This window comes from Arthrobacter terrae, assembly GCF_015708085.1.
Taxonomy (GTDB): Bacteria; Actinomycetota; Actinomycetes; order Actinomycetales; family Micrococcaceae; genus Arthrobacter_M; species Arthrobacter_M terrae.
Genome location: NZ_JADNYM010000009.1, coordinates 61,644 through 83,826, shown reverse-complemented (window position 1 = coordinate 83,826; position 22,183 = coordinate 61,644). Strand labels below are relative to the sequence as shown.

19 protein-coding genes are annotated in these 22,183 nt (G+C 63.8%); 10 read left to right on the top strand and 9 right to left on the bottom strand.

Annotation, left to right across the window (positions count from 1 at the left end; translation table 11 throughout):
- Positions 1-53 precede the first annotated feature (53 nt).
- Together IV500_RS08645 and IV500_RS08640 are read left to right on the top strand one after the other, a co-directional pair.
- Positions 54-509 (top strand): chorismate mutase, encoded by a 456-nt coding sequence (locus tag IV500_RS08645; RefSeq protein ID WP_196396400.1) that lies wholly within the window; start codon positions 54-56, stop codon positions 507-509.
- Positions 506-1,543: a uroporphyrinogen decarboxylase/cobalamine-independent methonine synthase family protein gene (locus IV500_RS08640; protein WP_312875869.1), complete on the top strand. Its 1,038-nt coding sequence runs from the start codon at positions 506-508 to the stop codon at positions 1,541-1,543. Before IV500_RS08645 ends, IV500_RS08640 begins: the two co-directional genes overlap by 4 nt.
- 34 nt (positions 1,544-1,577) lie before the next feature.
- On the opposite strand, the gene IV500_RS08635 is transcribed toward IV500_RS08640, so the two are convergent.
- The 6 genes from IV500_RS08635 to IV500_RS08610 all read right to left on the bottom strand — a co-directional run bounded on the left by IV500_RS08635 (position 1,578) and on the right by IV500_RS08610 (position 8,054).
- Positions 1,578-2,291 (bottom strand): DUF4166 domain-containing protein, encoded by a 714-nt coding sequence (locus IV500_RS08635; RefSeq protein WP_196396398.1) that lies wholly within the window; start codon positions 2,289-2,291, stop codon positions 1,578-1,580.
- Between the two features lie 93 nt (positions 2,292-2,384).
- On the bottom strand, positions 2,385-3,677 hold the full coding sequence (locus tag IV500_RS08630) for a DUF58 domain-containing protein (RefSeq protein ID WP_196396397.1): 1,293 nt from the start codon (positions 3,675-3,677) through the stop codon (positions 2,385-2,387).
- 12 nt (positions 3,678-3,689) lie between these two features.
- Positions 3,690-4,748, bottom strand: coding sequence for an AAA family ATPase (locus IV500_RS08625; protein WP_196396396.1), 1,059 nt, complete (start codon positions 4,746-4,748; stop codon positions 3,690-3,692).
- Complete coding sequence (locus IV500_RS08620; protein WP_196396395.1) at positions 4,745-6,094, bottom strand: DUF4350 domain-containing protein; 1,350 nt, start codon at positions 6,092-6,094, stop codon at positions 4,745-4,747. Before IV500_RS08620 ends, IV500_RS08625 begins: the two co-directional genes overlap by 4 nt.
- Positions 6,091-6,777 (bottom strand): DUF4129 domain-containing protein, encoded by a 687-nt coding sequence (locus tag IV500_RS08615; protein WP_196396394.1) that lies wholly within the window; start codon positions 6,775-6,777, stop codon positions 6,091-6,093. The genes IV500_RS08620 and IV500_RS08615 overlap by 4 nt, the downstream gene beginning before the upstream one ends.
- On the bottom strand, positions 6,774-8,054 hold the full coding sequence (locus tag IV500_RS08610) for a DUF7847 domain-containing protein (protein WP_196396393.1): 1,281 nt from the start codon (positions 8,052-8,054) through the stop codon (positions 6,774-6,776). The genes IV500_RS08615 and IV500_RS08610 overlap by 4 nt, the downstream gene beginning before the upstream one ends.
- Positions 8,055-8,270: 216 nt before the next feature.
- On the opposite strand from IV500_RS08610, the gene mtrA reads away from it, so the two are divergent.
- The 4 genes from mtrA (at position 8,271) to IV500_RS08590 (ending at position 13,742) form a co-directional block, all read left to right on the top strand.
- Positions 8,271-8,945 carry an MtrAB system response regulator MtrA gene (mtrA, locus tag IV500_RS08605; RefSeq protein WP_196396392.1) on the top strand — a complete coding sequence of 225 codons (675 nt, stop codon included), beginning with the start codon at positions 8,271-8,273 and terminating at the stop codon, positions 8,943-8,945.
- 22 nt (positions 8,946-8,967) lie between these two features.
- Positions 8,968-10,845 carry an MtrAB system histidine kinase MtrB gene (mtrB, locus tag IV500_RS08600; RefSeq protein ID WP_230854714.1) on the top strand — a complete coding sequence of 626 codons (1,878 nt, stop codon included), beginning with the start codon at positions 8,968-8,970 and terminating at the stop codon, positions 10,843-10,845.
- Entirely contained in the window at positions 10,845-12,692 is a 1,848-nt protein-coding gene (locus tag IV500_RS08595) for an LpqB family beta-propeller domain-containing protein (RefSeq protein WP_196396391.1), read from the top strand. Before mtrB ends, IV500_RS08595 begins: the two co-directional genes overlap by 1 nt.
- Positions 12,693-12,806: 114 nt before the next feature.
- Complete coding sequence (locus IV500_RS08590) at positions 12,807-13,742, top strand: ComF family protein (protein ID WP_196396390.1); 936 nt, start codon at positions 12,807-12,809, stop codon at positions 13,740-13,742.
- Between the two features lie 43 nt (positions 13,743-13,785).
- Here the strand turns inward: IV500_RS08590 and IV500_RS08585 are convergent, their stop codons facing one another.
- A complete protein-coding gene (locus tag IV500_RS08585) occupies positions 13,786-14,385 on the bottom strand; it encodes a TIGR03086 family metal-binding protein (protein ID WP_196396389.1) in 600 nt (199 codons plus the stop codon).
- A 338-nt stretch (positions 14,386-14,723) separates the two neighbouring features.
- On the opposite strand from IV500_RS08585, the gene hpf reads away from it, so the two are divergent.
- Genes hpf through secA form a run of 3 tightly spaced genes read left to right on the top strand, consistent with a single transcriptional unit; the run spans position 14,724 to position 19,586 of the window.
- Positions 14,724-15,446, top strand: coding sequence for a ribosome hibernation-promoting factor, HPF/YfiA family (gene hpf, locus IV500_RS08580; protein ID WP_196396388.1), 723 nt, complete (start codon positions 14,724-14,726; stop codon positions 15,444-15,446).
- A gap of 13 nt (positions 15,447-15,459) precedes the next feature.
- Positions 15,460-16,707, top strand: coding sequence for a winged helix-turn-helix domain-containing protein (locus IV500_RS08575; RefSeq protein WP_196396387.1), 1,248 nt, complete (start codon positions 15,460-15,462; stop codon positions 16,705-16,707).
- 41 nt (positions 16,708-16,748) lie between these two features.
- The gene (secA, locus tag IV500_RS08570; protein WP_196396386.1) at positions 16,749-19,586 is read left to right on the top strand and encodes a preprotein translocase subunit SecA; all 2,838 of its coding nucleotides are present in this window, start codon (positions 16,749-16,751) and stop codon (positions 19,584-19,586) included.
- Between the two features lie 93 nt (positions 19,587-19,679).
- On the opposite strand, the gene IV500_RS08565 is transcribed toward secA, so the two are convergent.
- Together IV500_RS08565 and IV500_RS08560 are read right to left on the bottom strand one after the other, a co-directional pair.
- Positions 19,680-20,153 carry an Rv3235 family protein gene (locus tag IV500_RS08565; protein WP_196396385.1) on the bottom strand — a complete coding sequence of 158 codons (474 nt, stop codon included), beginning with the start codon at positions 20,151-20,153 and terminating at the stop codon, positions 19,680-19,682.
- A gap of 369 nt (positions 20,154-20,522) precedes the next feature.
- Entirely contained in the window at positions 20,523-21,350 is an 828-nt protein-coding gene (locus tag IV500_RS08560; RefSeq protein ID WP_196396384.1) for a LysM peptidoglycan-binding domain-containing protein, read from the bottom strand.
- A 243-nt stretch (positions 21,351-21,593) separates the two neighbouring features.
- Here IV500_RS08560 and IV500_RS08555 point away from each other — a divergent pair, with 243 nt between their 5' ends.
- Positions 21,594-22,166: a hypothetical protein gene (locus IV500_RS08555; protein WP_196396383.1), complete on the top strand. Its 573-nt coding sequence runs from the start codon at positions 21,594-21,596 to the stop codon at positions 22,164-22,166.
- Positions 22,167-22,183 lie beyond the last annotated feature (17 nt).

Sequence of the window (22,183 nt, the reverse complement as noted above, 5' to 3'; positions counted from 1 at the left end):
AGCTGCCGGCCGGTTAGGGGTTGCACTTGGGCTGCACCACTTAGACTAAAAACATGACTGAACCGACCCCCAGCCACGAGGCCGAAGCCGATTTCGACCCCACGGCCAGCTCACTGGCCGGCCACATCGACCCTGCCGTGATGGCGGAATTGCTTGCGATGCGCTCCAGTATCGACAATATCGATGCCACCTTGGTGTACCTGCTCGCGGAACGATTCAAAGCCACCCAGCGGGTTGGCTTCCTCAAGGCCCAGCATCAGCTCCCACCGGGCGATCCGGGTCGGGAAGCTGCGCAGATTGCCCGGTTGCGGGCACTGGCCGAGTCGGCCCATCTGGACCCGGCGTTTGCGGAAAAGTTCCTGAACTTCATCATCAGCGAGGTGATCCGCCATCATCAGGCCATCTCTGACAGCCATACCGAAGCGCTGCGTACCGGCGCTACGCCGGTGGTGAAGAGCGCGCCCCTGGCCGATTCAACGCTCGACGGCGGCGGCTCACAGTGGCGGTGACGGACGTCCTGATCCCCACCGAGGTGACTGCGACGGCGCTGGGCAGCTGGCCCGGCACCGACCCGGTGGAGGCTGCCCGGATCACGCACGGCGAATTGGGCGATCCGCAGCTGCCGTATCTGGTCCAGCTCCCGGACCGTGGAATCGGTTCCGACGCCGTTGGCCGGACAGCTGCCGTGCTCGTCGAGCTTCCCGTTGACGTGCAAACCTTTGGCTGGCGCCTGGTGGACCGGGCCGGCGCGGATCAGCGCAGGGCAGTGTCCGCGCTGTCAACGGACATTAACGTTTTGGCGGATGTCATCGGTGCACAGGAGCAGTCGGGAGCCGAACTGAAGGTCCAGCTTTGCGGGCCCTGGACCATGGCCGCGTCCCTTTACATGCATTATGGGGAGCGTGCGCTCCTGGATCAGGGAGCACGGCGCGACATCACCGAATCTTTGGCGGCCGGAATTTCCGGGCACCTTGCCCGGGTCGCAGCGGCCGCGCCGGGGGCACAGCTGACGCTGCAGCTCGATGAACCGGAAATATCCAGGGTCCTGGCCGGAACCATCCCCACTTCCAGCGGCTACCGTACGCTGCGCTCCATCGGGGAGCAGGAGGTTTCCTGGGGCTGGGACCTGGTCCTGGCTGCTGCGAAGGCTGCCGGTGCCGCGCAGGTGATTCTTTGCCTGCCCGGGCTTCAGGCACCGGTGCGGCTCGCGCTGGCTGCCGGCGCGGACGGCATTGCCGTTGCGCTGCGGGACCAACAGATGCAGGACTGGGAGCAATTGGCGGCCGCTGTGGAAGACGGCAAAAAGGTGTGGGCAGGAATTATCGGTAATGACCACCTCGGCGGCGGGCTCCCGCAGGTGTCCCGGCTGGTGCAGACCGTCATGCGGCCGTGGCGTTCGGTGGGCCTGCCATCGCGGGCGCTCGACGCACTGCGGCTGACGCCCGACGGCGGGTTGGCCGGCTACCCGCCCGTCACCGCGCGCGCCGTTCTGAACCGGCTGACGGACACTGCCCGGGCGCTGAACGACGTGCGGACTCAGTGACCTCCAGCCTCGGCTCACACCGGGCTTTTGGCGCTCATACCCTCGCCTCCCACTGCATCGGCTGGGCGTAGGTCGGCAGGGAACCGAGTACACCGTGCGCGGCGGCTTCGTGCGCCGGGTACTGCACCAGTTCGTAGTCGAAGCTGCCCGCGTAGACCAGCAGCAGGCCCAGCTGCGGTTGAATCACCTTAACCTGGATCCGATGACGCTGCGCAGCCTGATCCCACCACTGCTGCGCGTAAGCCCGGGCATCCAGCTGGCCTGGCAGCGGGAGCCGGATCCTCCCGGCGAGCAGCCGGGAGGCCTGCGAGACGCCGCGTAGCATGCCATCATCGGTTGCACTGGCGTTGAGATCAGTGACCAGCCGGCGGTACTTACCCACATAGTCCAGCAGCCGGTTGCGGCCATCGTCCGTCTGCAGACTGGTGGTGTCCTGGAACAGCCGGGTGATGTGGGGGAAGCTGATTTCCCGGCGGGCGGTGAGGCTGGACCGGCCAAAGGGATCAAGGTGGGCGTGGTTTTCAATTCTGAAGGGAACCCGGGTTCCGTATTCGGGGAAGAACGCTTCTTCTCCCGTGCTCAGCCTCAGCAGCGGACGCAGCCACGGTTGCGGGCAGCCGACGACGTCAAAGGTCCCCTTGCCGACGCCGTAGCTTCCCGAACCGGGCTCCAACGAAAAGTACTCTTGGACCTGAGGCTGGAGGCGGTGAAAATCCTTGCCCATGGCTTGTTCGTAGATGCCGCTCATGCCACAACCCTACTGCGCATGAAGGTCCCGTAACCCGATTGGTGCGGATCTGTCTTGCAGAAGCCGGCCCGGATCCGCCGGGCAGAAGCCGCCTCAAAGCCGGCCGGTGACTTTAAGGCGGATGTACAGGTCGGCTAGTTGCGAGGGTAGTTCGTGCGGTTCGGCGTCCACCACCTCCACGCCGTGGCGGCGCAGCAGCGCGGCCAGAGTTTCGCGGTCCAGCAGCGCGCGTTCGGCTGCTGACGCGCGGTAGATATCTGACGCCGTCGCCCGTTCCAGCCGCAACCGGCCCAGCAGGGGATCGCGCACCGAGGCAACCACCACCAGATGTCTGAGCGCCAGCTGGCCCAGCATCGGAATCAGCCCTTCCTCGGGCGCGCCGGAATCCAGCGACGTCAACAGCACCAGCAGCGACCGGTGCGCGGATACCGACCGGACCTGGCCGGGGATCTGCTGCCAGTCCATTTCAATGAGTTCAGAACGCAATGGTGCCATCGCCTGGACCAGCGCGCCGAGCAGATTTCCCCTGCTGGCCGAACTCACCCGTGCGCGGACCCGTCGGTCGAAGGCCAGGAAATCCACCCGGTCACCGCCGCGCTCAGCCAGCACCGCCAGCAGCAGTGCCGCCTCGATCCCGGTGTCTAAGCTCGGCTCGTCCTCAATCCGTGCAGCGGACGTCCGTGAAGTGTCCAGCAGGATTACCAGCCGCCGGTCCCGCTCAGGGCGCCACGTGCGGACGACGACGTCGCGGCGCCGCGCGGTTGCGCGCCAGTCGATGGAGCGCACATCGTCGCCGCGGACATAATCGCGCAGCGAATCAAACTCCGTCCCGGCGCCACGGATCTGTACAGCCGCCCGGCCATCGAGTTCACGCAGCTTCCTGAGCTTGGCGGGCAGCTGCCGTTTGGAACGGAACTCGGGCAGCACGCGTAACCGACCGGGGGTTGCCATAGTCCGCTGGCGCGCGGCCATGCGCAGCGGGCCGTAGGAACGGATCGTGGTGTGTGCAATGTGTAGATCCCCACGCCGCGTCGGCAGCAGCGCCACCGTGATCCGGACCCGTTCACCGGCGCGGACGAGGACCTGCTGGCGTGGATTCACGGCGCCGGCGGAAGGCTGCCAGGCTTCGCGTACCTGTGCCCGCAGCGTCCTGCGTGAACCGTTGACCAGCGTCAGGTGTGCCTGAGTACCTTCGGTGAGCCGGACGTTTTCCGGAAGGGAACGGTGCAGGAGAACCGTCCGTGCCGATGCCGCCAAAGCCAGGTCCGCGATCAGCACCACCGTCAGCAGGGCGAGCCAGGCGATGATGGTCCCTCCGGTGGGGAAGAGCAGGATGGGTATCAGCCCGGCGAGTGCCAGCAACACGAACCTTCCGGTAATGGCCATCGGACATCCCGCTCAGCGCGGCACGGGAACGGTGGCCAAAATGCTGCCCAGCACATTATCGACGCTGACTCCGTCCATCTGGGCTTCGGGCCGCAGTCCGACACGGTGGCGCAGCGCGGGCAGCGTCAGCGCCTTGACGTCGTCGGGCGTGACAAAACGACGTCCGGACAGCCAGGCCCAGGCCCGCGACGTGTTCAGCAGTGCCGTGGCACCGCGGGGTGAGACGCCGAGCTGGAAGGACGGCGCGGCACGAGTGGCGCGGACCAGATCCACGATGTAGGCCAGCACCTCGGGGGAAATGCTGACCTGATTGACCGCTTTCCGGGCTCGCTCAAGCTCCAGTGCACCGGCCACCGGGCGGACACCGGCGGCGGCCAAATCCCGCGGATCAAACCCGGTGCTGTGCCGGCGCACCACCTCTATTTCGTCGTCGCGTTCCGGCAGCGGCATCGTCATTTTGAGCAGAAACCTGTCCAGCTGCGCCTCCGGGAGCGGATACGTTCCCTCATATTCCACCGGATTTTGCGTCGCGGCCACCATGAACGGGGCCGGCAGTTTTCGGGAAACGCCGTCCACCGACACCTGATGCTCCTCCATTGCCTCCAGCAGCGCGGCCTGCGTTTTCGGCGGCGTCCGATTGATCTCATCCGCGAGCAGGATATTTGTGAAGACCGGGCCCTCCCGGAAGGTAAATGCGGAGCTGTGCGTGTCATAAATCAGCGAGCCGGTTACGTCCCCGGGCATCAGGTCCGGGGTGAACTGGACTCGTTTGGTTTCCAGGCTCAGCGCTGCGGAGAGCGTTCGCACCAGCAGAGTCTTAGCCACACCGGGAACTCCTTCGATAAGTACGTGACCGCGCACCAGCAGGGCGATCAGCAAGCCGGTCACGGTTGCATCCTGTCCCACGACGGCTTTCGCCACTTCGGTGCGCACATCCAGCAGCGCCTGACGTACCGGATCGTGACTTCCGGGCGGATCCTGTGCGGGGGGTCCCGCCGGGGGCAGGGCAGTGGAAGACCAAGCAGGCTGCCGGCTGTCGCTGACGTCCGCGTCGGGATACGGTTCGCTCATCTGGAGGTTACTTCTTTCTCTAGCGTGTTCAGTTCCCTGGCCCAGCGCAGCAGGGCAGGTCCCGTGGCCGGCCGGGTGTGGAGCAGGTCAGCGACGTGTTGATCAGGACACCCGGTGTGGCGTGCGACGGCGGCAAGCACGTCCGCTTCGGAGGCCGCCCGCCCGAGCCGCAGATGCCGGGACATGCGCAGCATCGCGCCCGCGCGCAGAACAGCAGCGGCGGTTTCACTCGCGCCGGCATCTTCGTAGAGCCGGGCACGCCCGGCCGCCGTCTCGGCCGCCTTCACCGTAACCGGGAGCGGCTCCGGCACAATCGGCCCATCCCGGCGGCCCTTCCAGAGCATGCCAAGAACGGCGACAATCAGCAGCCAGATCCCTACCGGCACCCGCCATGATGGAGTGAGTGAGGAGAGATCCTTGGGTACGGCCTCCTGCGGCAGGTCCTGCAGCGAGGGCGTATACCAGAGCAGCTCCGCGTTCTTCCCCAGCATCCGCAGCGTCAGGGCCGCGTTGCCGCTCGCCGCCAGTTTGTCATTGCTGAGGATCCGGTGGTTGCCGATCACCACGACCCGGCCGTCCGCGCTCGCCGCATACAGCCCAGCGGGCGCGTCCGCACTGCCGGGAGCCGTTCCGCCGCTGGCAGTGTACACATCCGGAAAGCACATCACCGGTCCGCGGTACACCGTACCGGCGTCGGAGCTGATGCTCCCGGCCGCCGAGGCGTCGTCATTTGTGCAGGCAGCCGCCGCGGTGTCAGTAGGAAATACTGCCGATCCGGCCGCAGTGATGCCGGAACCGTTGCCGGCTGTGGTTCCGGACGCTGCGGCTACACCGCGCAGTGTCAACGGCCCCGGCTCCACCAGCACAAGTGTTGCGTCGGTTTCGGCCAGCCGTTCGATCTGCCCGCGGTCCAGAATTCCGGCCGGATCGAAGAGCAGCACCGTTGCTGTGGAGGCACCCGAATCCCGCAGCCGGTCCAGCGTTGCCGCGAGGCTATTCGTCGCCGCAACTTTGACGCCGTGCTGCGCCAGGATGGTGGCCGCCGCCATACCGCCGTCCGGAGCCGGATTGTCGACAGCCAGGGTGCCGGTACTGTGCCGGCCCAGGTTGCCGAGGGCGAACAGGGTCACGGCGACCAACACGGACACCGTACCGACGATCAGCCAGAAACGGTGCCGCCGCAGCCGTTTCCATGCCCGCTGCCGGACAGTGCCGGTGCCGCTCACGCTGGTGCCGCTCACGCTGGTGCTGCTCACGCCGGTGCCGCTCACGCTGGTGCCGCTCACGCTGGTGCTGCTCACGCTGGTGCCGCTCACGCTGGTGCTGCTCACGCTGGTGCCGCTCACGCTGGTGCCGCCAGGGCGCCGGGACCGTCGTGGTATTGCGGCCTTTGCTCGAGCAGAACGTGGTCCAGCTCCTTCAGCCGCGCAAAGTCGGCCGGTACGGCAACTACATCGCCGTACCGCACACCATTGAAGCAGCCGGCCGCGGCCAGCAAGTTCCGGCGTTGAGCGCCGAAGGCGCGGATCAGTCCCGCGGTGGCTTCATCAACAGTCCTGCCGGGCTGTGGGTCAAGAATGGCACGCTCCTCCGCCGTACGGACCACGGCCCTGAACTGTGCGGTAACCGCGCCGCCATAATCGCCGACCATCGCGGCTTGTTGTGCTAGTTTGCGGTGTTCGCCGGCCGTCAGGAGCACTTCGGTGCCGAAAACTTCTGCTTCGAGGTTTATCTGCCGCCGACTGAGCCGCGGACGCACCAGCCAGAGGGATACGGCAATCAGCGCCAGCAGCACAACCCCAAGCAGCACAAAGCCGAGGTTACCGTTGATCCCCGAGAGCCCATTGAAGGCAGCAGTAAAGAATTTCACGATTCGGGCCAGAATTTCCTCGGCCAGGCCCGGCTTAGCGTCCTGATAGATTTTCCGTGAAAGCTCGTCCCGGGCCCATCGGCGGGCCTCATCGGCACCGGGAAGGACCGGAATGTCCGTGCTCCTGGAGGTCAAGATGAAGCCGGCTGCTGCCATCATGTCTCAGCTGCGCTCCAGGGCCACTTCAAGGGCTGTCCGTCGGGCGGCAATCCGCCTGGTATTCCGTCCGGATCGCTGCCGGGACCCCCCTCGTGTTCCTTCATGAGGACGATGTCGAACCCCTCTTTGCGCATTCTCAGGTCAACGTAGATCAGCGCGAGCACTCCCGATTGGAAAGCCAGCGCCACTGCCCCGATGACACTGGTGATCAAGAGGGAGACACCCTGCCCCAGCACTGCCTGCAGAATCTGCTGGTCCGGCGTCGGATTCGGATTTATCAGTACGCCCACTATGCCGACCACAAAACCCACCGCGGTGGATATCCCGCCGGTGATGGCGCCAACAATCAGGCTGGTCACTATCCAGATGCCGAAGGTCCGCCACCAATTGTTCCCAGTGAGGCGCCAGGAACGTGCGATGGCAGAGAAAATACCCAGATTCTCCACCACCATTGCCGCCGGTGCCATGAGCAGCTTCACAGCGATCCAGAGGAATCCTGCGATCATGGCCAACACCAGTGCCAGTGTGAGGAGGGCCCCACCAACGCGCAGATTCGCGATGAGCAGGACAGCGAAAAGCACGACGACGGCGAGCACCACACCGACGCTGAGCATGTACAGCAGCGACAGCCCCACCAGCGGAACAATCCGGCGACGGGCCAGGTACCACATCTGTTTGAAGGTCGTGGTCCGGTTCAGCACTGCACAGGATACCGGAACCACCAGGACACCCTGCAGGGTCATTTGCGTCAGGGTCTGCAGCAAGGCCGCTATCAGCAGGGTGGCTGCGGCCCGGACGACGAAGGATGCTAGTTGGCTTGTCGATACGTTCCCTTCCGCAATCGACATAATCGGAATGCCGCCGCTGAGGAATACCGTCAGCAGAACGACCGTCAGCACTGCCGAAAAGGCCTGGACAAGCAGGGCGGAACCGAACATTGCCTTGCCGTTACGGCGGGCCGCCTGAAAGGCCCCGTCGAGGATCTCGCCCAGTCCCAGAGGACGGAGGGGGATGACGCCGGGTTTCGGCGGCGCCACGTATTGCTGGTAGCCGGGGAACTGCTGCTGCGGCCAGCCGTATTGCCCTTGCGGCGCGCCGGACTGAGCCGGTCCAGGCGGTGGTGCATATTCGCCCCACTGGGGTGCCTGACCCCACTGGGGTGCCTGGCCCCACTGGGGTGCCTGGCCCCACGGGGGTGCCTGGCCACCCTGCTGGTTTGGCCCCGGCCGCGGCTCGCCAGCGGGTCGGGCCGGGGCCTGGTCGGGTTCCTGCGTCATGTGTATCTCCCCATAGCTGACGGCAGCCAATCCTGCGATTGTACCGACGGCTGCCGGCCCCAGTCCTGACTCTGGCTTCAGCCTAGCGGCACCCTACGACGTCGGCCATTATTGGGGCCGGCTACAGCAGTCCGCCAGCTGAACGGAACCGGACGCGGACCCGGGGCACAAGACCGCCAACAAGACATTGTCCGGGGGATAGGCGAACATATAACTATGAAGGCACGCATTCTGGTAGTTGATGATGATGAAGCACTGGCGGAGATGATCGGTATTGTGCTGCGCAATGACGGGTTTGAGCCCTTCTTTTGCGCGGATGGAGCGCAGGCGCTGGCAGCATTCCGCTCGTCCAAACCCGATCTGGTCCTGCTGGACCTGATGCTCCCGGGTGTGGACGGAATCGAGGTCTGCAGAGCGATCCGTGCCGAGTCCGACGTCGCGATTGTGATGCTGACGGCGAAATCGGATACCTCCGACGTAGTCCGCGGGCTCGAATCCGGTGCCGACGACTATGTTCCCAAACCGTTTAAGCCGGCGGAGCTGGTGGCGCGGGTCCGCGCCCGGTTGCGTCCGGGTGACCAAAAGGCGCCGGAGACTCTGGCTATTGCGGACGTGACGATCGACGTTGCCGGGCATACCGTGCACCGGGCAGGAAAGAAGATTTCCCTGACACCGCTGGAATTCGATTTGCTCGTCGCGCTGGCCCGCAAACCCTGGCAGGTTTTTACCCGGGAGTTGCTGCTGGAGCAGGTCTGGGGCTACCGGCATGCCGCGGACACCCGACTGGTCAACGTGCACGTCCAGCGGCTGCGCTCCAAGATCGAGCAGGACCCGGAGGCGCCGGAGGTGGTGCTGACCGTGCGCGGTGTGGGCTACCGGGCCGGGCAATAGAACGCGGAGCCGGCGGGAACGGATGACCAAGCTACAAGAGCACAAGCCGCGCGGCCGTGGCGGGGCCAGTCCAGCCATGCCTGCGGCGGGCGGCAATTTAACGACCGGCGCTGCGGCCGATGCCCGGGCAGCCAGGCAGGCGCGCCTGCGAGGGATCCTCCGACGGATCCCGGGTTGGCTGAGAAGGACCTGGGTCCTGCTGCTGCGCTGGGTGCTGCGCCCGGCCGGTCGCTGGCTGGACCGTCGTCGGCTTGGGCTTCGCCGTCGCTGGCGCACCTCACTGCAGTTCCGCACGGTGCTGGTCACCCTGCTCATTGCGTTTATCGCTCTAGTGGGCGTCGGCGCTTACCTGTCAAGCCAGATTGCCAACGGACTTTTCCAGGAACGGCTGCAGCAGGCAAAACAGGAATCGTCCCGCGGCATCTCCCAAGTCCAGGAAAGCTTCGACAACGCCCAGCTCAGCGACGTCCCGGCCGCCTCGACCTACGTCCGTGACACGCTTAAACTCCTCGAGGTCGGCGGCGCTGACGACACACGCAGGTACCTGATGGTCTTGGTGCCGGGACAGAATAATTCCTTGTTCGTCGCCACCGTGAGCTCCGGCGGAATCACCCCGGCCATCATCCCCGATCAACTGCGAACGGCCGTGCAGGGACATTCGGGCCAGTATTGGCAGTCAATTTCCTTGAGTGCCGGCAGCAGTGAGGAACATCCCGCCCTCGCCGTCGGCAGTAATGTTAATCTCCTCGGCACTCATTATGAGCTGTATCTGATCTACGACCTGAACAACGCGCAGGTGACGCTGAACTATATCCAGTCGGTGTTATGGCTTGGCGGCGGCATTTTGCTGCTGTTGTTTGGCGGCATCGCGCTTTATGTGACCCGCAATGTTGTCCTCCCGATCAGCCAGGCAGCCGCCGTGTCGGAGAAACTTGCGTCCGGCCAGCTGCAGGAACGCATGGTGGTCCGGGGCGAAGACGAGGTGGCGCGTCTGGCGTCGTCGTTTAACCGGATGGCCAATTCACTGCAGGAACAGATCACGCAACTGGCCACGCTGTCACATATGCAGCAGAGCTTCGTGTCCGACGTTTCCCATGAACTGCGCACTCCACTGACCACGGTCCGGATGGCTGCGGAGGTTCTTTTCGATGCCAGGGATTCGTTTGATCCGGTGAACAAGCGATCCGCTGAGCTGCTTTATCACCAGGTAGAGCGTTTTCAGGCGCTGCTTGCGGATCTGCTGGAAATCTCCCGGTTCGATGCGGGAGCAGCGGTACTTGATGCGGAACCGGGCGACATTTTTGCCGTCATCCACAATGTGATGGAGGGGGCTCACCCTCTGGCTGAGCAATGCGGCTCTGTCCTGACAGTCGCGGGGAGCACCGAAAAATACGGCAGTGTGGTTGACATGGACCCGCGGCGCATTGACAGAATTCTGCGGAACCTAGTGGTCAATGCCCTGGAACACGGAGATGGGAAACCGGTGGAACTTTTCGTGGCATCGGACGCGGATACCATAGCCGTGGCCGTGCGGGACCACGGCATCGGCATGTCCGCTGATGAGGTGACGCGGGCCTTTGACCGTTTCTGGCGGGCCGACCCCGCGCGGGCCCGCACTACCGGAGGCAGCGGCCTGGGCCTGGCCATCGCCACAGAAGACAGCCGGCTGCATGGAGGACTGCTCGAGGCGTGGGGGAAACCCGGCGTAGGGTCCTGTTTCCGCCTCACGCTGCCGCGCCGCAGCGGTACGGCGCCCGGTCCTTCTCCGGTGGGCCTTCCGCCCGGCGGTGACGACGACGCATCCGGGAACCTGCATCTAACGGGCGAGCTGGTGCCCGCTGTCGACTTCGAATCCAACATCACCGGCGCCGAACCGATTTCCGGAAGGACGGTTCTCTGATGAACGTCCGTCATAACCCGAACGCCCGCTGCGCGCGTACCCGTCGCCCAGCTATCCGCCGCTCACCTACCTGTCGTGCGGTTGCCCGGCGCGCAGCACCCGCGGCGGCGCTGCTGCGCCTGCTGGCCGTCGTCGTCGTAATGCTGCTGTGCAGCGCCGGGTGCGCCGTGATTCCCAGCAGCGGAGTTGTGGGCAAAAGCGATCCGGTGGCCGGCCGCAATAACCCGGTCAACATTGATTTCCGGCAGAACGCCCCCGTTCAGGGTGCCAGCCCCACGAGCATTATTGAGGGGTTCATCGCTGCCGGAACCGGGGTTTCGGACGATTTCCAGGTGGCGAGGCAATACCTGGACCACACGATCGCCGGGACCTGGAAGGCCGATGCCCGCACACTGGTCTACAAAGACAGCTTCAAGGTTGTCAGTATCGGCAGCGATATTGACCCGGGCAATGGTCCTAAGAGTAGCGCCGGCAGTGATTTCAAAATTGACTTCGACCTTCAATCGCTGGTCGATGCAAACGGCATTCTCACACCATCGGATCCCGGTGCCGTGCAGACCGTCAAGTTCTCCCTGGTCAAGGAAGACGGTGAATGGCGAATCAGCAGCGTCCCGGACGGGATCATGCTGCAGTCCGCGAACTTCGCCACGCTCTACAGCCCGTACTCGCTGTACTTTTATGACCCGACATTTGCCTACGCCGTGCCGGACATTCGCTGGCTTGCAGGGAAGGCCACTACCCGGGCGACATCCATTGTCCGGGCGATGCTCAATGGTCCCGCGCCGTATCTCAAAGGCGCCGTAGCCAGCGCTTTTCCGGATGGAATCAAGCTGGTGCGCGACTCGGTACCGATCAACAATGGGGTGGCCCAGCTGGATTTGACCGCACAACCGCTGCTGGACGCCACGGTGAAGGCGCGGCAGCAGATGCAGGCTCAGCTGCTACTGACTCTGCAGCGCAACCTCAATACCGTCACGTCGGTCACGCTGCGGGCGGATACCCGCGAAATCGACCTCGGACCGCAGGAATCCGGGCAGCCGGCATTAGTGGTCAATAACCAAGTGCCGCACACCCAGGTGGCTATCGCCAAAAATGAACTGGTGCATTTTGATAGCGGACAGATATCGCCAATAGCCGGGCTCGCCTCCATGGCCAAGCACGGGCCCTCGCACCCGGCGCAGTCCTACACCAAACCGCTTTACGCGTTCCTTAATGCAGACCACAGCCAGGCCTTCAGTGTGGCGCCGGGACAGGCCGAGGTTCCCGGAGCCACCGGGGTTAATCTCACTCCGCCGTCGTTTTCGCCGCAGGACTGGATCTGGACGGCCGCGGGCGATGGAGGCGGCCAGATCATTGCCTTCCACCCGGACGTGAGCAAACCAGGGCAGCCGCCTGCCGCCGTCGTTCTCTCTGTCCAATGGCTGGTGGGGCGGACGGTAACTGATTTCAGGGTCTCGCGGGATGGCAGCCGGGCGCTGATCATTTCCACTTTGAATGGCGTCAGTTCGGTGCAGCTTGCTGGCATTTTACGGACCGGAGATGTACCCAAGGACCTTACGGTTCCCATCACCGTGGTGTCGTCGGTGAATCCTGGGCTGGGCGTATGGATCAGTGAGACCAGTATGGCCGTTATGCGGCCGTCCTCAACCGGGCCGGTAGTGGTGGAAATTCTGGATTTGAAATCGGATCCGCAGCAGCTCGCGCCGCTGGAGGGGATGCGTTGGCTCAGTGCGGGCAATAGCTGGCTGGATCTGTATGCGCAGACCGATAAGGACATCTACTCACGGCTGGGCAACGGCTGGGTGGTACAGGCCAAGGACGTCACGGACGCGTCCTTCGCCGGTTAGGCGGATCGGTCTATCTCACAACTGTTCCCTGCACAGGTCCGATCCGGGCCTTGATTGTTCGCACGTTGCGCCCGCATGCTTGCTGGCCGCGGCAAACCCGGCCAGCGTGGATGGATGAACAAGCTGACCGGACCTGCCGCCGGGTCTCCGGCTGCATTCCCGGGGCTGCACCGAGGCAGGGCCAGCCAATGGTGGGTCCGGTGCTGGCTGTGGCTGGAATCTGCCTGGCGCGAAATGACCGCATTGATACTGCCGGCCGAGTGCGTGGTCTGCGGTGCGGAGGACTGTTCCCTGTGTGCGGGTTGTGCCAAGGCGCTGCGGCTCGCCACTGAGCGTCCGTACCGCGCCGAAGAGAGCGCTCCGGCGCTGATGGATGTGGACGGCACTGTGCTGTTGCCGGTGGTCGCGGCGGGGAGCTATCGCGATGAGCTGGCATTGGTGCTGCTGGCCTTCAAAAATCACGGGCGTACCGATCTGGCCGCATCGTTGGCGGGACCCCTTGGTCGATCCCTGTCAGCTGCGCTGGGGCTGGCCGCGGGCTCCTCACCGTACCCGCCGCTGGGCAGGCCGCCGCACCGGTGGATGCACTGGCCCCCGCACCGGTGGATGCACTGGCCGCCGCAGGACGGGGCAGTACTCCTCATTCCGGTCCCGACCAGCGGCAGGGGCTACCGTAAGCGTGGCTACGATCCGCTATGGCGATTGCTGATGGCTTTACGCCGGTATTCAGCCTTGCCCCCGAGTATCAGGCTCTGCCGTGCGCTGAGGCTCAAAACCCGGCTGCCCTGGCGGCAACGCAGCCAGAAGACTTTGGGGCGAATGGCCCGGCGCGCAAATGTACGAAATTCCATGTACGTGCGCGGGAGTGCGGAGCTGGCCGGGCGCACGGTGGTGATCGTCGACGACGTGCTGACCACGGGAGCCACGCTCGCAGAAGCCGCCCGCGCGCTCCGGGCCGCCGGCGCGATTGTATGCGGAGCGGTGGTCATAGCCGCCGCCGGAGGCTTGATCCCCGCGGCGACGGCAGCCCCGCGGACAGGCCTAAGCTGACAGCGCACGTCGATCTTCGTTTCGGAGCCGTTCGTCTGAGAACCTAACGCCGGTACCGATCATCTGCTGCGGAGACCGGGACATCCCGACCCAGGCAGGCAGCGAGACGGTCCAGCGCCGGAGCGTCCCGCGCGACGGGCCGCTGCGGTCCAAACGGGCTGCGCTCGGGTGGAACATCGGCCAGCCTTAATCGGGTGAACGCTAATTCCTGCTCAGCAAGTTCCTGGTCGAACCGCGGCGGGAGGCCAACGGCATGAGCGAGATCCCATCCGTGTACCAGGGCCTCAACGATCCGCAGATGCAGCGCGACGGCTCCTGGAACCGCTCCGAAGGGCACCACGACGACCCTCTCCAGCACGCCGGGGGAATCAAAGGCTGCGAGCAGGGCAGCGACAGAGTCCCGATGGGCTGCTGCCGGACGACCTGGCGGCAGCAGCGCGGCTAAAGAAGCGGTCGACGGCGAATCGCCGGCAAGGGCATGAGCAAACAGTTGATTACCTGTGCTGAGATGGTTCACCAGCTCGTGGACGGACCATTGCGTGCACGGGGTGGGTAAGTCCCATTGCTCGTCCCGGATACCGTCCACCAGCTCCGAAATGTCTGCCAGCGAGCCGGCCAGCTGTGCCACGGGCGAAGGCGACATGGTTTGCTCCCTTGGATCCGCGAATGACCTCTGCGCCGACCATCGCACCCCACCACAGGCGCTGTCAATCTAAACCGACGCCGCAGGCTCCCTGCTTCCTAAGGCACCTTCCTAAGGCACCTTCCTAAGGCATCGCGGTAAGCGGTGCGAGGGCGGACAGGCGCGGCCGGGCGGACCAACGGCAGCGAAAAAAAGCGTGCCGGAAGATGAATATCAGGCATGAGTGGACTAGCGTAGGTAAACGGGTACCTCGTAGAGGTTGACCACCCGTCGGCGGTCAAGCAATGGCTGAACGGCATTGCGGACCGTCGTGTCACCGAAGTCATTTGGAGGGCACCATGGAGTTCTTGATCACCGGCCGCAACGTCACGGTTTCGGATCGTTTCCGCGAATACGCCGGCGAAAAAATGTCCAAAGTTGAACAGCTCGGCGACAAGGTTCAACGCATCGATGCCAAGGTGTCGAAGGAGACGAATGCGCGCGCGGCAGATGCCCAGCTCACGGTCGAACTGACGGTCCAGGGCCGCGGCCCCGTGATCCGCGCCGAAGCGTCCGCAGGAGACAAATTCGCGGCTTTCGATGTTGCGTACAACAAGCTTCTGGAAAGACTCCGACGCGCAAAAGACCGGAAGAAGGTTCATCACGGCCGGCACGCGCCGGTGGGAGTGAACGAGGCGACGGCCGCACTCCCCACGGTCAGCGCAACCGAACCGATCTACGCCCAATCCACTGACGAAAACGCCGCCGCTGGGCGTGAAGAGCGCTCCCCGTATGAGATTGACAATGACATTCCGGCTGGTGATTCACCAGTGCTGATTCGGCGTAAGGTTTTTCCGGCAGCCGCCGTCTCATTGGATGACGCCGTGGACAATATGGAGCTGGTGGGGCACGACTTCTACCTCTTCGTCGACTCGGCTACCGGAGCCCCATCGGTGGTGTATCGCCGGAGCGGATGGACATATGGTGTGATTTCATTGGATGCGGACTGCGCCGATATGGACGCGGTCCCTGCCGATGAGATCACTGCCTATCGCTCGCCGGATAAAGCATCCATCGCCTAGAACTGGAGGTTCGATGGCAGCGGACCTGAGCCTTGCGCAGGCCCGACGGATTGCCTTGGGAGCACAGGGACTAGCAAAGGAACGGCCCGCCGGACCCGTCAGCGCACGGGCGGTGGGCCGGACCTTTGCCCGGATTCAGCTGGTCCAAATCGATTCGGTGAATGTGCTCTCCCGGAGCCATTATTTGCCGTTCTTCTCGCGGCTGGGCAGCTATGACCGGCAAATTCCGGATCGGCTCGCCGGGATCGGACCTCGGGCCATGATGGAGTATTGGGCCCACGAGGCGAGTTTCATCCGTCCCGAACATTTCGAGGATCTCCGGCAGTGGCAAAAGCGTCAATGGGTCGGTGCCCAGGGGCTGGAGCCGGATCTGCGCAGATCACTGGAAACACGGATTCTGGCTCTACTGGCGGATGGGGATGCTCTAACAGCACGGGAAATCACCAAGGCAATTGACCACCGGCAGGAAAAGGTGTCCGATGGCTGGGGCTGGAACTGGAGTGCTGCAAAGCGTGTGCTGGAAGATCTTTTCGAGCAGGGAACGCTCAGCGTGGCTTCGCGCACGCCTCAGTTTGAGCGCAGGTACACGCTGACCGGTGCTATTTTGCCGCCGTCGGGCAGTCAGCTCGATCCGGACGCTTCGCTGCGCAGGCTCATCCAGGCAGCGGCGGCCGCGCACGGAATCGGTACGATCCGGTGTTTTGCCGACTATTTTCGGCTCCCGGTAAAACCGGCCGCGCGGGCCGTGGCTGAGCTGGCGGACAGTGGAATTCTGCTGCCCGTCACCGTGCGTGGCTGGGATGCCGCGCTTTTCAGGCATGTGGATGCGGTACTGCCGCGGCAGGCCATGGGGCGGGCGCTGCTAAGTCCCTTCGATTCGCTGGTTTTTGAGCGGCGCAGGCTGGATCAGCTCTTTGGCTTCCATTACCGGATCGAGATTTATACGCCGGCAGCCAAACGCCGATACGGCTACTACGTGCTGCCATTCCTCCTCGGCGAGCGATTGGTTGCACGAGTGGATCTCAAGGCCGATAGGAACAATGGCGTATTGCTGGTCCGCGGTGCTTTTGCCGAGGCGCATGCACCCGCCGGAACGGCCACCGAGCTTGCCGCTGAATTACGGCTGATGGCCAGTTGGCTCTCGCTTGCCGACGTCGTCGTCGAACCGGTTGGAACACTGGCGGCCGAACTCGCAGCAGCTGTCCGGTCCGGCGGCGGGGGAACAGAAGAAGCGCTCCGTTCATCCGGTCACGTAGACTGAAAAGGCCAGTTTTAGGCAGCCACAGATTGGGAGCAACATCCGTGCCATCACTTCTCGAGCGAGTCCTCCGTACCGGTGACCGCAAGACACTGAAGCGTCTTCATGTCTACGCGGATGCCATCGAGAGGCTGGAGGAGCCGTTCCAGACCTTCACCGACGCCGAACTCCGCGAGGAAACGGACAAGCTCAAGGCGCGCCACGCCGACGGCGAGCTGCTCGATGATCTGCTGCCGGAGGCCTTCGCGGCGGTCCGGGAGGCGTCCTCACGCACCCTGGGCATGCGGCACTTCCGCGTCCAGCTGATGGGCGGCGCGGCGCTTCACCTGGGCAATATCGCCGAGATGAAGACCGGTGAAGGTAAGACGTTGGTTGCGACCGCCCCGGCGTATTTGAACGCCCTCGGCGGCAATGGTGTACACGTGGTCACGGTCAATGACTACCTGGCGGAGTACCAGTCCGATCTGATGGGGCGCGTCTACCGGTTCCTGGGGCTGACGAGCGGGTGCATCCTGTCCAACCAGGACCCGTCCGTCCGCCGCCAGCAGTACGAAGCGGACATCACCTACGGCACGAATAATGAGTTCGGGTTCGACTACCTGCGTGACAATATGGCGTGGTCCGCGGAAGAGCTGGTCCAGCGCGGGCACCACTACGCCGTTGTTGACGAGGTGGACTCCATCCTGATCGACGAGGCCCGGACGCCGCTGATTATTTCCGGCCCGGCGTCCGGGGACGCAAACCGCTGGTACGGGGAATTCGCCAAGATGGTCCTGCGTCTGAACAATGAGGACGACTACGAGGTGGATGAGAAAAAGCGCACGGTAGGCGTGCTGGAACCCGGCATTGAAAAGATCGAGGACTACCTCGGTGTCAGCAATCTCTACGAATCCGCAAATACACCACTCATCGGGTTCCTGAACAACGCCATTAAGGCCAAGGAACTGTTTAAGCGCGACAAGGATTACGTTATCCTCGATGGCGAGGTCCTCATCGTCGACGAGCACACCGGCCGTATTCTGGCCGGCCGGCGCTACAACGAGGGTATGCATCAGGCCATCGAAGCCAAAGAGGGCGTGGAAATCAAGGCGGAAAACCAGACCCTGGCCACCGTTACCCTGCAGAATTACTTTCGGCTGTACAAGAAACTTTCCGGCATGACCGGAACGGCCGAAACGGAAGCCGCCGAGTTCATGGGGACCTACAGCCTCGGCGTGGTGCCGATCCCGACCAACAAACCGATGCGGCGGATCGACCAATCGGACCTCGTCTACAAAAACGAAGTGGTGAAGTTTGACGCCGTCGTCGAGGACATCGCGAAGCGGCATGCGTCAGGGCAACCCGTTCTGGTCGGTACGACGAGCGTGGAGAAGAGTGAATATCTTTCCAAGCAGTTAGCCAAGCGCGGCATCAAGCATGAGGTCCTCAACGCGAAGAACCATGCGCGGGAGGCCGCGATTGTGGCACAGGCCGGCCGCAAGGGTGCCGTCACGGTAGCGACCAACATGGCCGGCCGCGGTACGGACATCATGCTGGGCGGTAACGCGGAATTCAACGCCGTCGCCGCGCTCGCGGCCCGCGGGCTGGATCCGGAAGAGACGCCGGAGGAATACGAGGCAGCGTGGACCGAGGCTTTCGAGGACGCCAAAAATGCGGTGTCGGCCGAACATGACGACGTCGTCGAGGCGGGCGGGCTGTACGTGCTCGGCACCGAACGTCACGAATCACGCCGCATCGACAACCAGTTGCGCGGCCGCTCCGGCCGCCAGGGCGATCCGGGCGAATCCCGGTTCTACCTCTCACTCACCGATGACCTGATGCGTCTTTTCAACTCCGGAGCGGCGGAACGTCTGATGTCCCGCTCGGTGATGCCTGACGACGTGGCTCTGGAGTCCAAGTTGGTGTCCAAGGCGATCGCCTCCGCACAGGGCCAGGTGGAGGGCCGCAACGCCGAACAGCGCAAAAATGTGCTCAAATACGACGACGTCCTTAACCGCCAGCGTGAAGCCATCTACGGTGACCGTCGGCGGATCCTCGAGGGAGACGATCTGCATGAAAAGGTCCAATTCTTCCTGGAAGACACCGTATCCGAGTCCATTGACGCTGTTACGGCCGAGGGTCATAGCGTGGATTGGGATCTCCAGGGGCTGCTCGGCAGCCTGAAGACGCTGTACCCGGTCTCGGTGAGCACTGAAGAACTCGAAGAAGAGGCTGGCGGTGAAGATCGCATTACCCCTGAGTTGCTGAAAACTGAGTTGCTCTCGGATGCGAAGCTGGCGTATCAGGATCGCGAGGAGAGGCTCGGCTCGGAAACGATGCGGGAACTGGAGCGCCGGGTGGTGCTCTCGGTCGTGGGGCGTAAATGGCAGGAGCACCTTTACGAGATGGATTACCTGAAGGAAGGCATCGGCCTGCGGGCGATGGCGCAGCGCGATCCGCTCGTTGAGTATCAGCGCGAGGGTTTCACCATGTTTCAAGCCATGATGGGTGCCATCCGGGAGGAAAGCATAGGGCTGCTGTTCAACCTGGAGGTCCAGGTGGAGGAGCCCGCCGCTGCCCGGGTTGGCGTCGTCGCTGACCAGCCGGCGTCGCTTCTTCAGCGCGTCGCCGGCGCAGCGTCCGATGGCGATTCGCAGGGCGGAGGGCAGGACGGCCCGCCCACAACGGCAGCGGACGAACACGCCGCGGTGAAGTTCAACGCCCCGGGCCTGCAGGCTCCTGAACAGCCGGCCTCTTTGCAATTCACCGCGCCGGACGTGTCCGGCGAAGCAGAGACACATACCGAGCGGAGTTCACGCGGAACCGGTCTGCCGCCCGCGGCGAAGAAGACGGGTGCGGCGAAGGCTGCTGCGGCGAAGACCAAGAAGAAGAAACGCCGCTAACGCCGGTAACGCTGCGCAGCACGCGAAGAGCACGCCTCCACCGGTGGTCGACAGTGGCCGCCGGGGGCGTCGCGCGTACCAGTCATGTTCGCGTTACCCGATTTCGAGGGCGGTAACTTTCCAGACACCGTTACGCTCTTCCAAGCGCATGGCGAGGGCACGAATTCGCTGGCTTTCGGCAATAACGAGTGAGGATTCGTAAACGCCGGGTCTGACGGCGCAGCAGTGCAAGGACCGAACCGATGGGTTGCGGTGTAATTCGTGGACGTTGCTGTGCACGCCGCTGTGTTCCAGATTCCGCTGCACCGATCTGGTCAGCTCCGCGCGGATCTGCAGCGCCTCATAACTGCGCGCATCCAACCAGCGGGCGAGCTGGTGCGCGGGGCGGCTGCCGGCAAGCACTTCCACAGCGGCCTGCCCGATCTTAGCGGTCATGGACCGCACCAGCGCCGCCTCCCCGGCTTGTGCCCTGGCAAGATCGAGCTGGAATTTTTCTGCCCCGGTAACAGATCCTTCGATGGTGCCGGCGCGCGCACTGCCCTCTCCTACCAGCTCCACTGGAGCCATCAGCGCCTCTGCTGAGCTTCGCGCGCCACGGTTTGCGGGGTTGCCCGACCGGGCTAAGGGGCCTGCTGGAACACGGTTGTTTCGACGACGGGGCGGCATCGGGATGACGGGAGCGATATCCTCGCTGGAGTCGTCCTGTACTGGTGCAGGACGGCTCCGTATCACAGGGGCAGAGATCAATGCTGGAGCAGCCCCGCCGGCGGCCGCACCACCGTGGGGTAGGGACGGACTGGGGGTTAGGGCAGTACTGTCGGTTAGGGCACTACTGTCGGTTAAGGCAGCACTGTGGGTTATGGCACTACTGTCACGAGCTGCTTGAGTGTTCATGGTTGTCTCCTTGCTCGAAATTACGGTTGCGAAAATCGGCACTCATGGGGCACGCAGGATCTGGCCGGGAAGGATCAATGACGGGTCCGGGCCGATAATCGAGCGGTTGATTCTGAACCAGGCCGGCCATTGACGGGCCACCTCGGCGTCGGTTGCCAGCGGACCAAGCTGTTGTGCTGCCAAAGTCCAGAGAGTGTCGCCGGCCTTCACGACCACCGCTTTGTGATCTTCTGCTGCGTCCGGTACCTGTGCTGAACCGGGCTGACTGCCGGCAGCCGCTCCCTGCTGGTCCAGTAGCGGGGCGAAACCCGACGGCGAACGGCTGGGAGCGGGGGCGAGCAGACCCGGCGTGATGATGGGTGCCTGCGGCTGCCATAGCGGGCTGACCGGTTCGCCGAGGGGATTGGGTTCCGATGAAGTACGGCCCGACTGGCGGAAAACCGGCGCCGATGCGGGAGCTGGTGTCGGCACGATAGTAGAGACCGACGGCTGCCACAGCGGGTTTATCGGTTCATCGGCAGCGTGGGCAAGCGGTGTGCAGAGAAGATTAACGCCGAGGAGAAGCAGAACGAGCCGGCGCATAAATGTCGGAGCCAAACGCCCCATGGCATCAGCAGCCTCTCGATGGCCGGTGCGCTGGAGGACGCCGGCGAGAACCGCGAGGACAAAGGACAGGAGCCACCAGATGACGACGGCGAATCCGACTGCCGCCGAGACGGCGCCGATTGCTTCCTCAAAGCGCGGTGGGTGCAGGAATCCGCTGCCGCTGAACCAGCGCTGCAGCAGCGCCGACCCGGTCAAGGCAAGCACAGCTCCGAGGAGCAGAATTGTGCCGGCCATTGCTGCATCGGCCCGCAACTGTTTGCGCATTGTGTCCTCCCTAATCAACAACCTGACAAAAAGCTGACAAGCAAGCGGATAAACAAAAAGCAGACCTCGCCAGAGCCGAAAACGATTCATGCCGAAATCTATCGGAGGGTCTGTTTTGACGGTGTTTGATACTTCCAGATTCATTTTGATTCATTTCAACCGTTTTTGTCCAGAGCTGGAGTTGATGTGTGGATAAGTGGTGGGGCCGTTGACCCCGCCCACCGCCGCTCGTAGGCTGGCCGGATGCGATGGGACTCACTTTTTCACGATCTGGAGAATCAGCTGGCGGCCGCGCGGCTGCTGGAACTGGAAACAGACGTCGCGGAACTGGTTCGAATGGAGGAGTCCGCGATATCGCTGGCTGACCGGATCCGAGGCGCAGTCGATTCGCCGGTCAGCGTCGTTCTGAACGGTTACGTGCGGTTCAGTGGAACCGTCTCCTACGTCGGACAGGAGTGGCTTCTGCTGGTCGAGGCGCAGCGGTCCGTGCTGATCCCGCTGCGGCACCTGACCCGAATCTCTGGTCTGCCCAAAGGAGTGCTGAAACCGGTGAGCCGGGTTCCGCACACACTGGCGGCGGGTCTGCGGGCTCTGGCACGTGAGCGCGTCCCTGTCCGTATCTATTTGGTGGGGGCAGAGATCGGCGAGAATAGCTCACCGGTGACCGGCGTACTTGACAGGGTCGGCTCCGATTTCCTGGAATTGGCGGTGCTTAGCGACGGCGAGGCCCGGCGGGAAAGCAGCGTCCGGGCCCGTACTGGAATCCCTTTCGCTGCCATCGTGGCCATAAGCTCACGGGCGCAGACGTCGATCTAGCCATCCACCAAACCGAA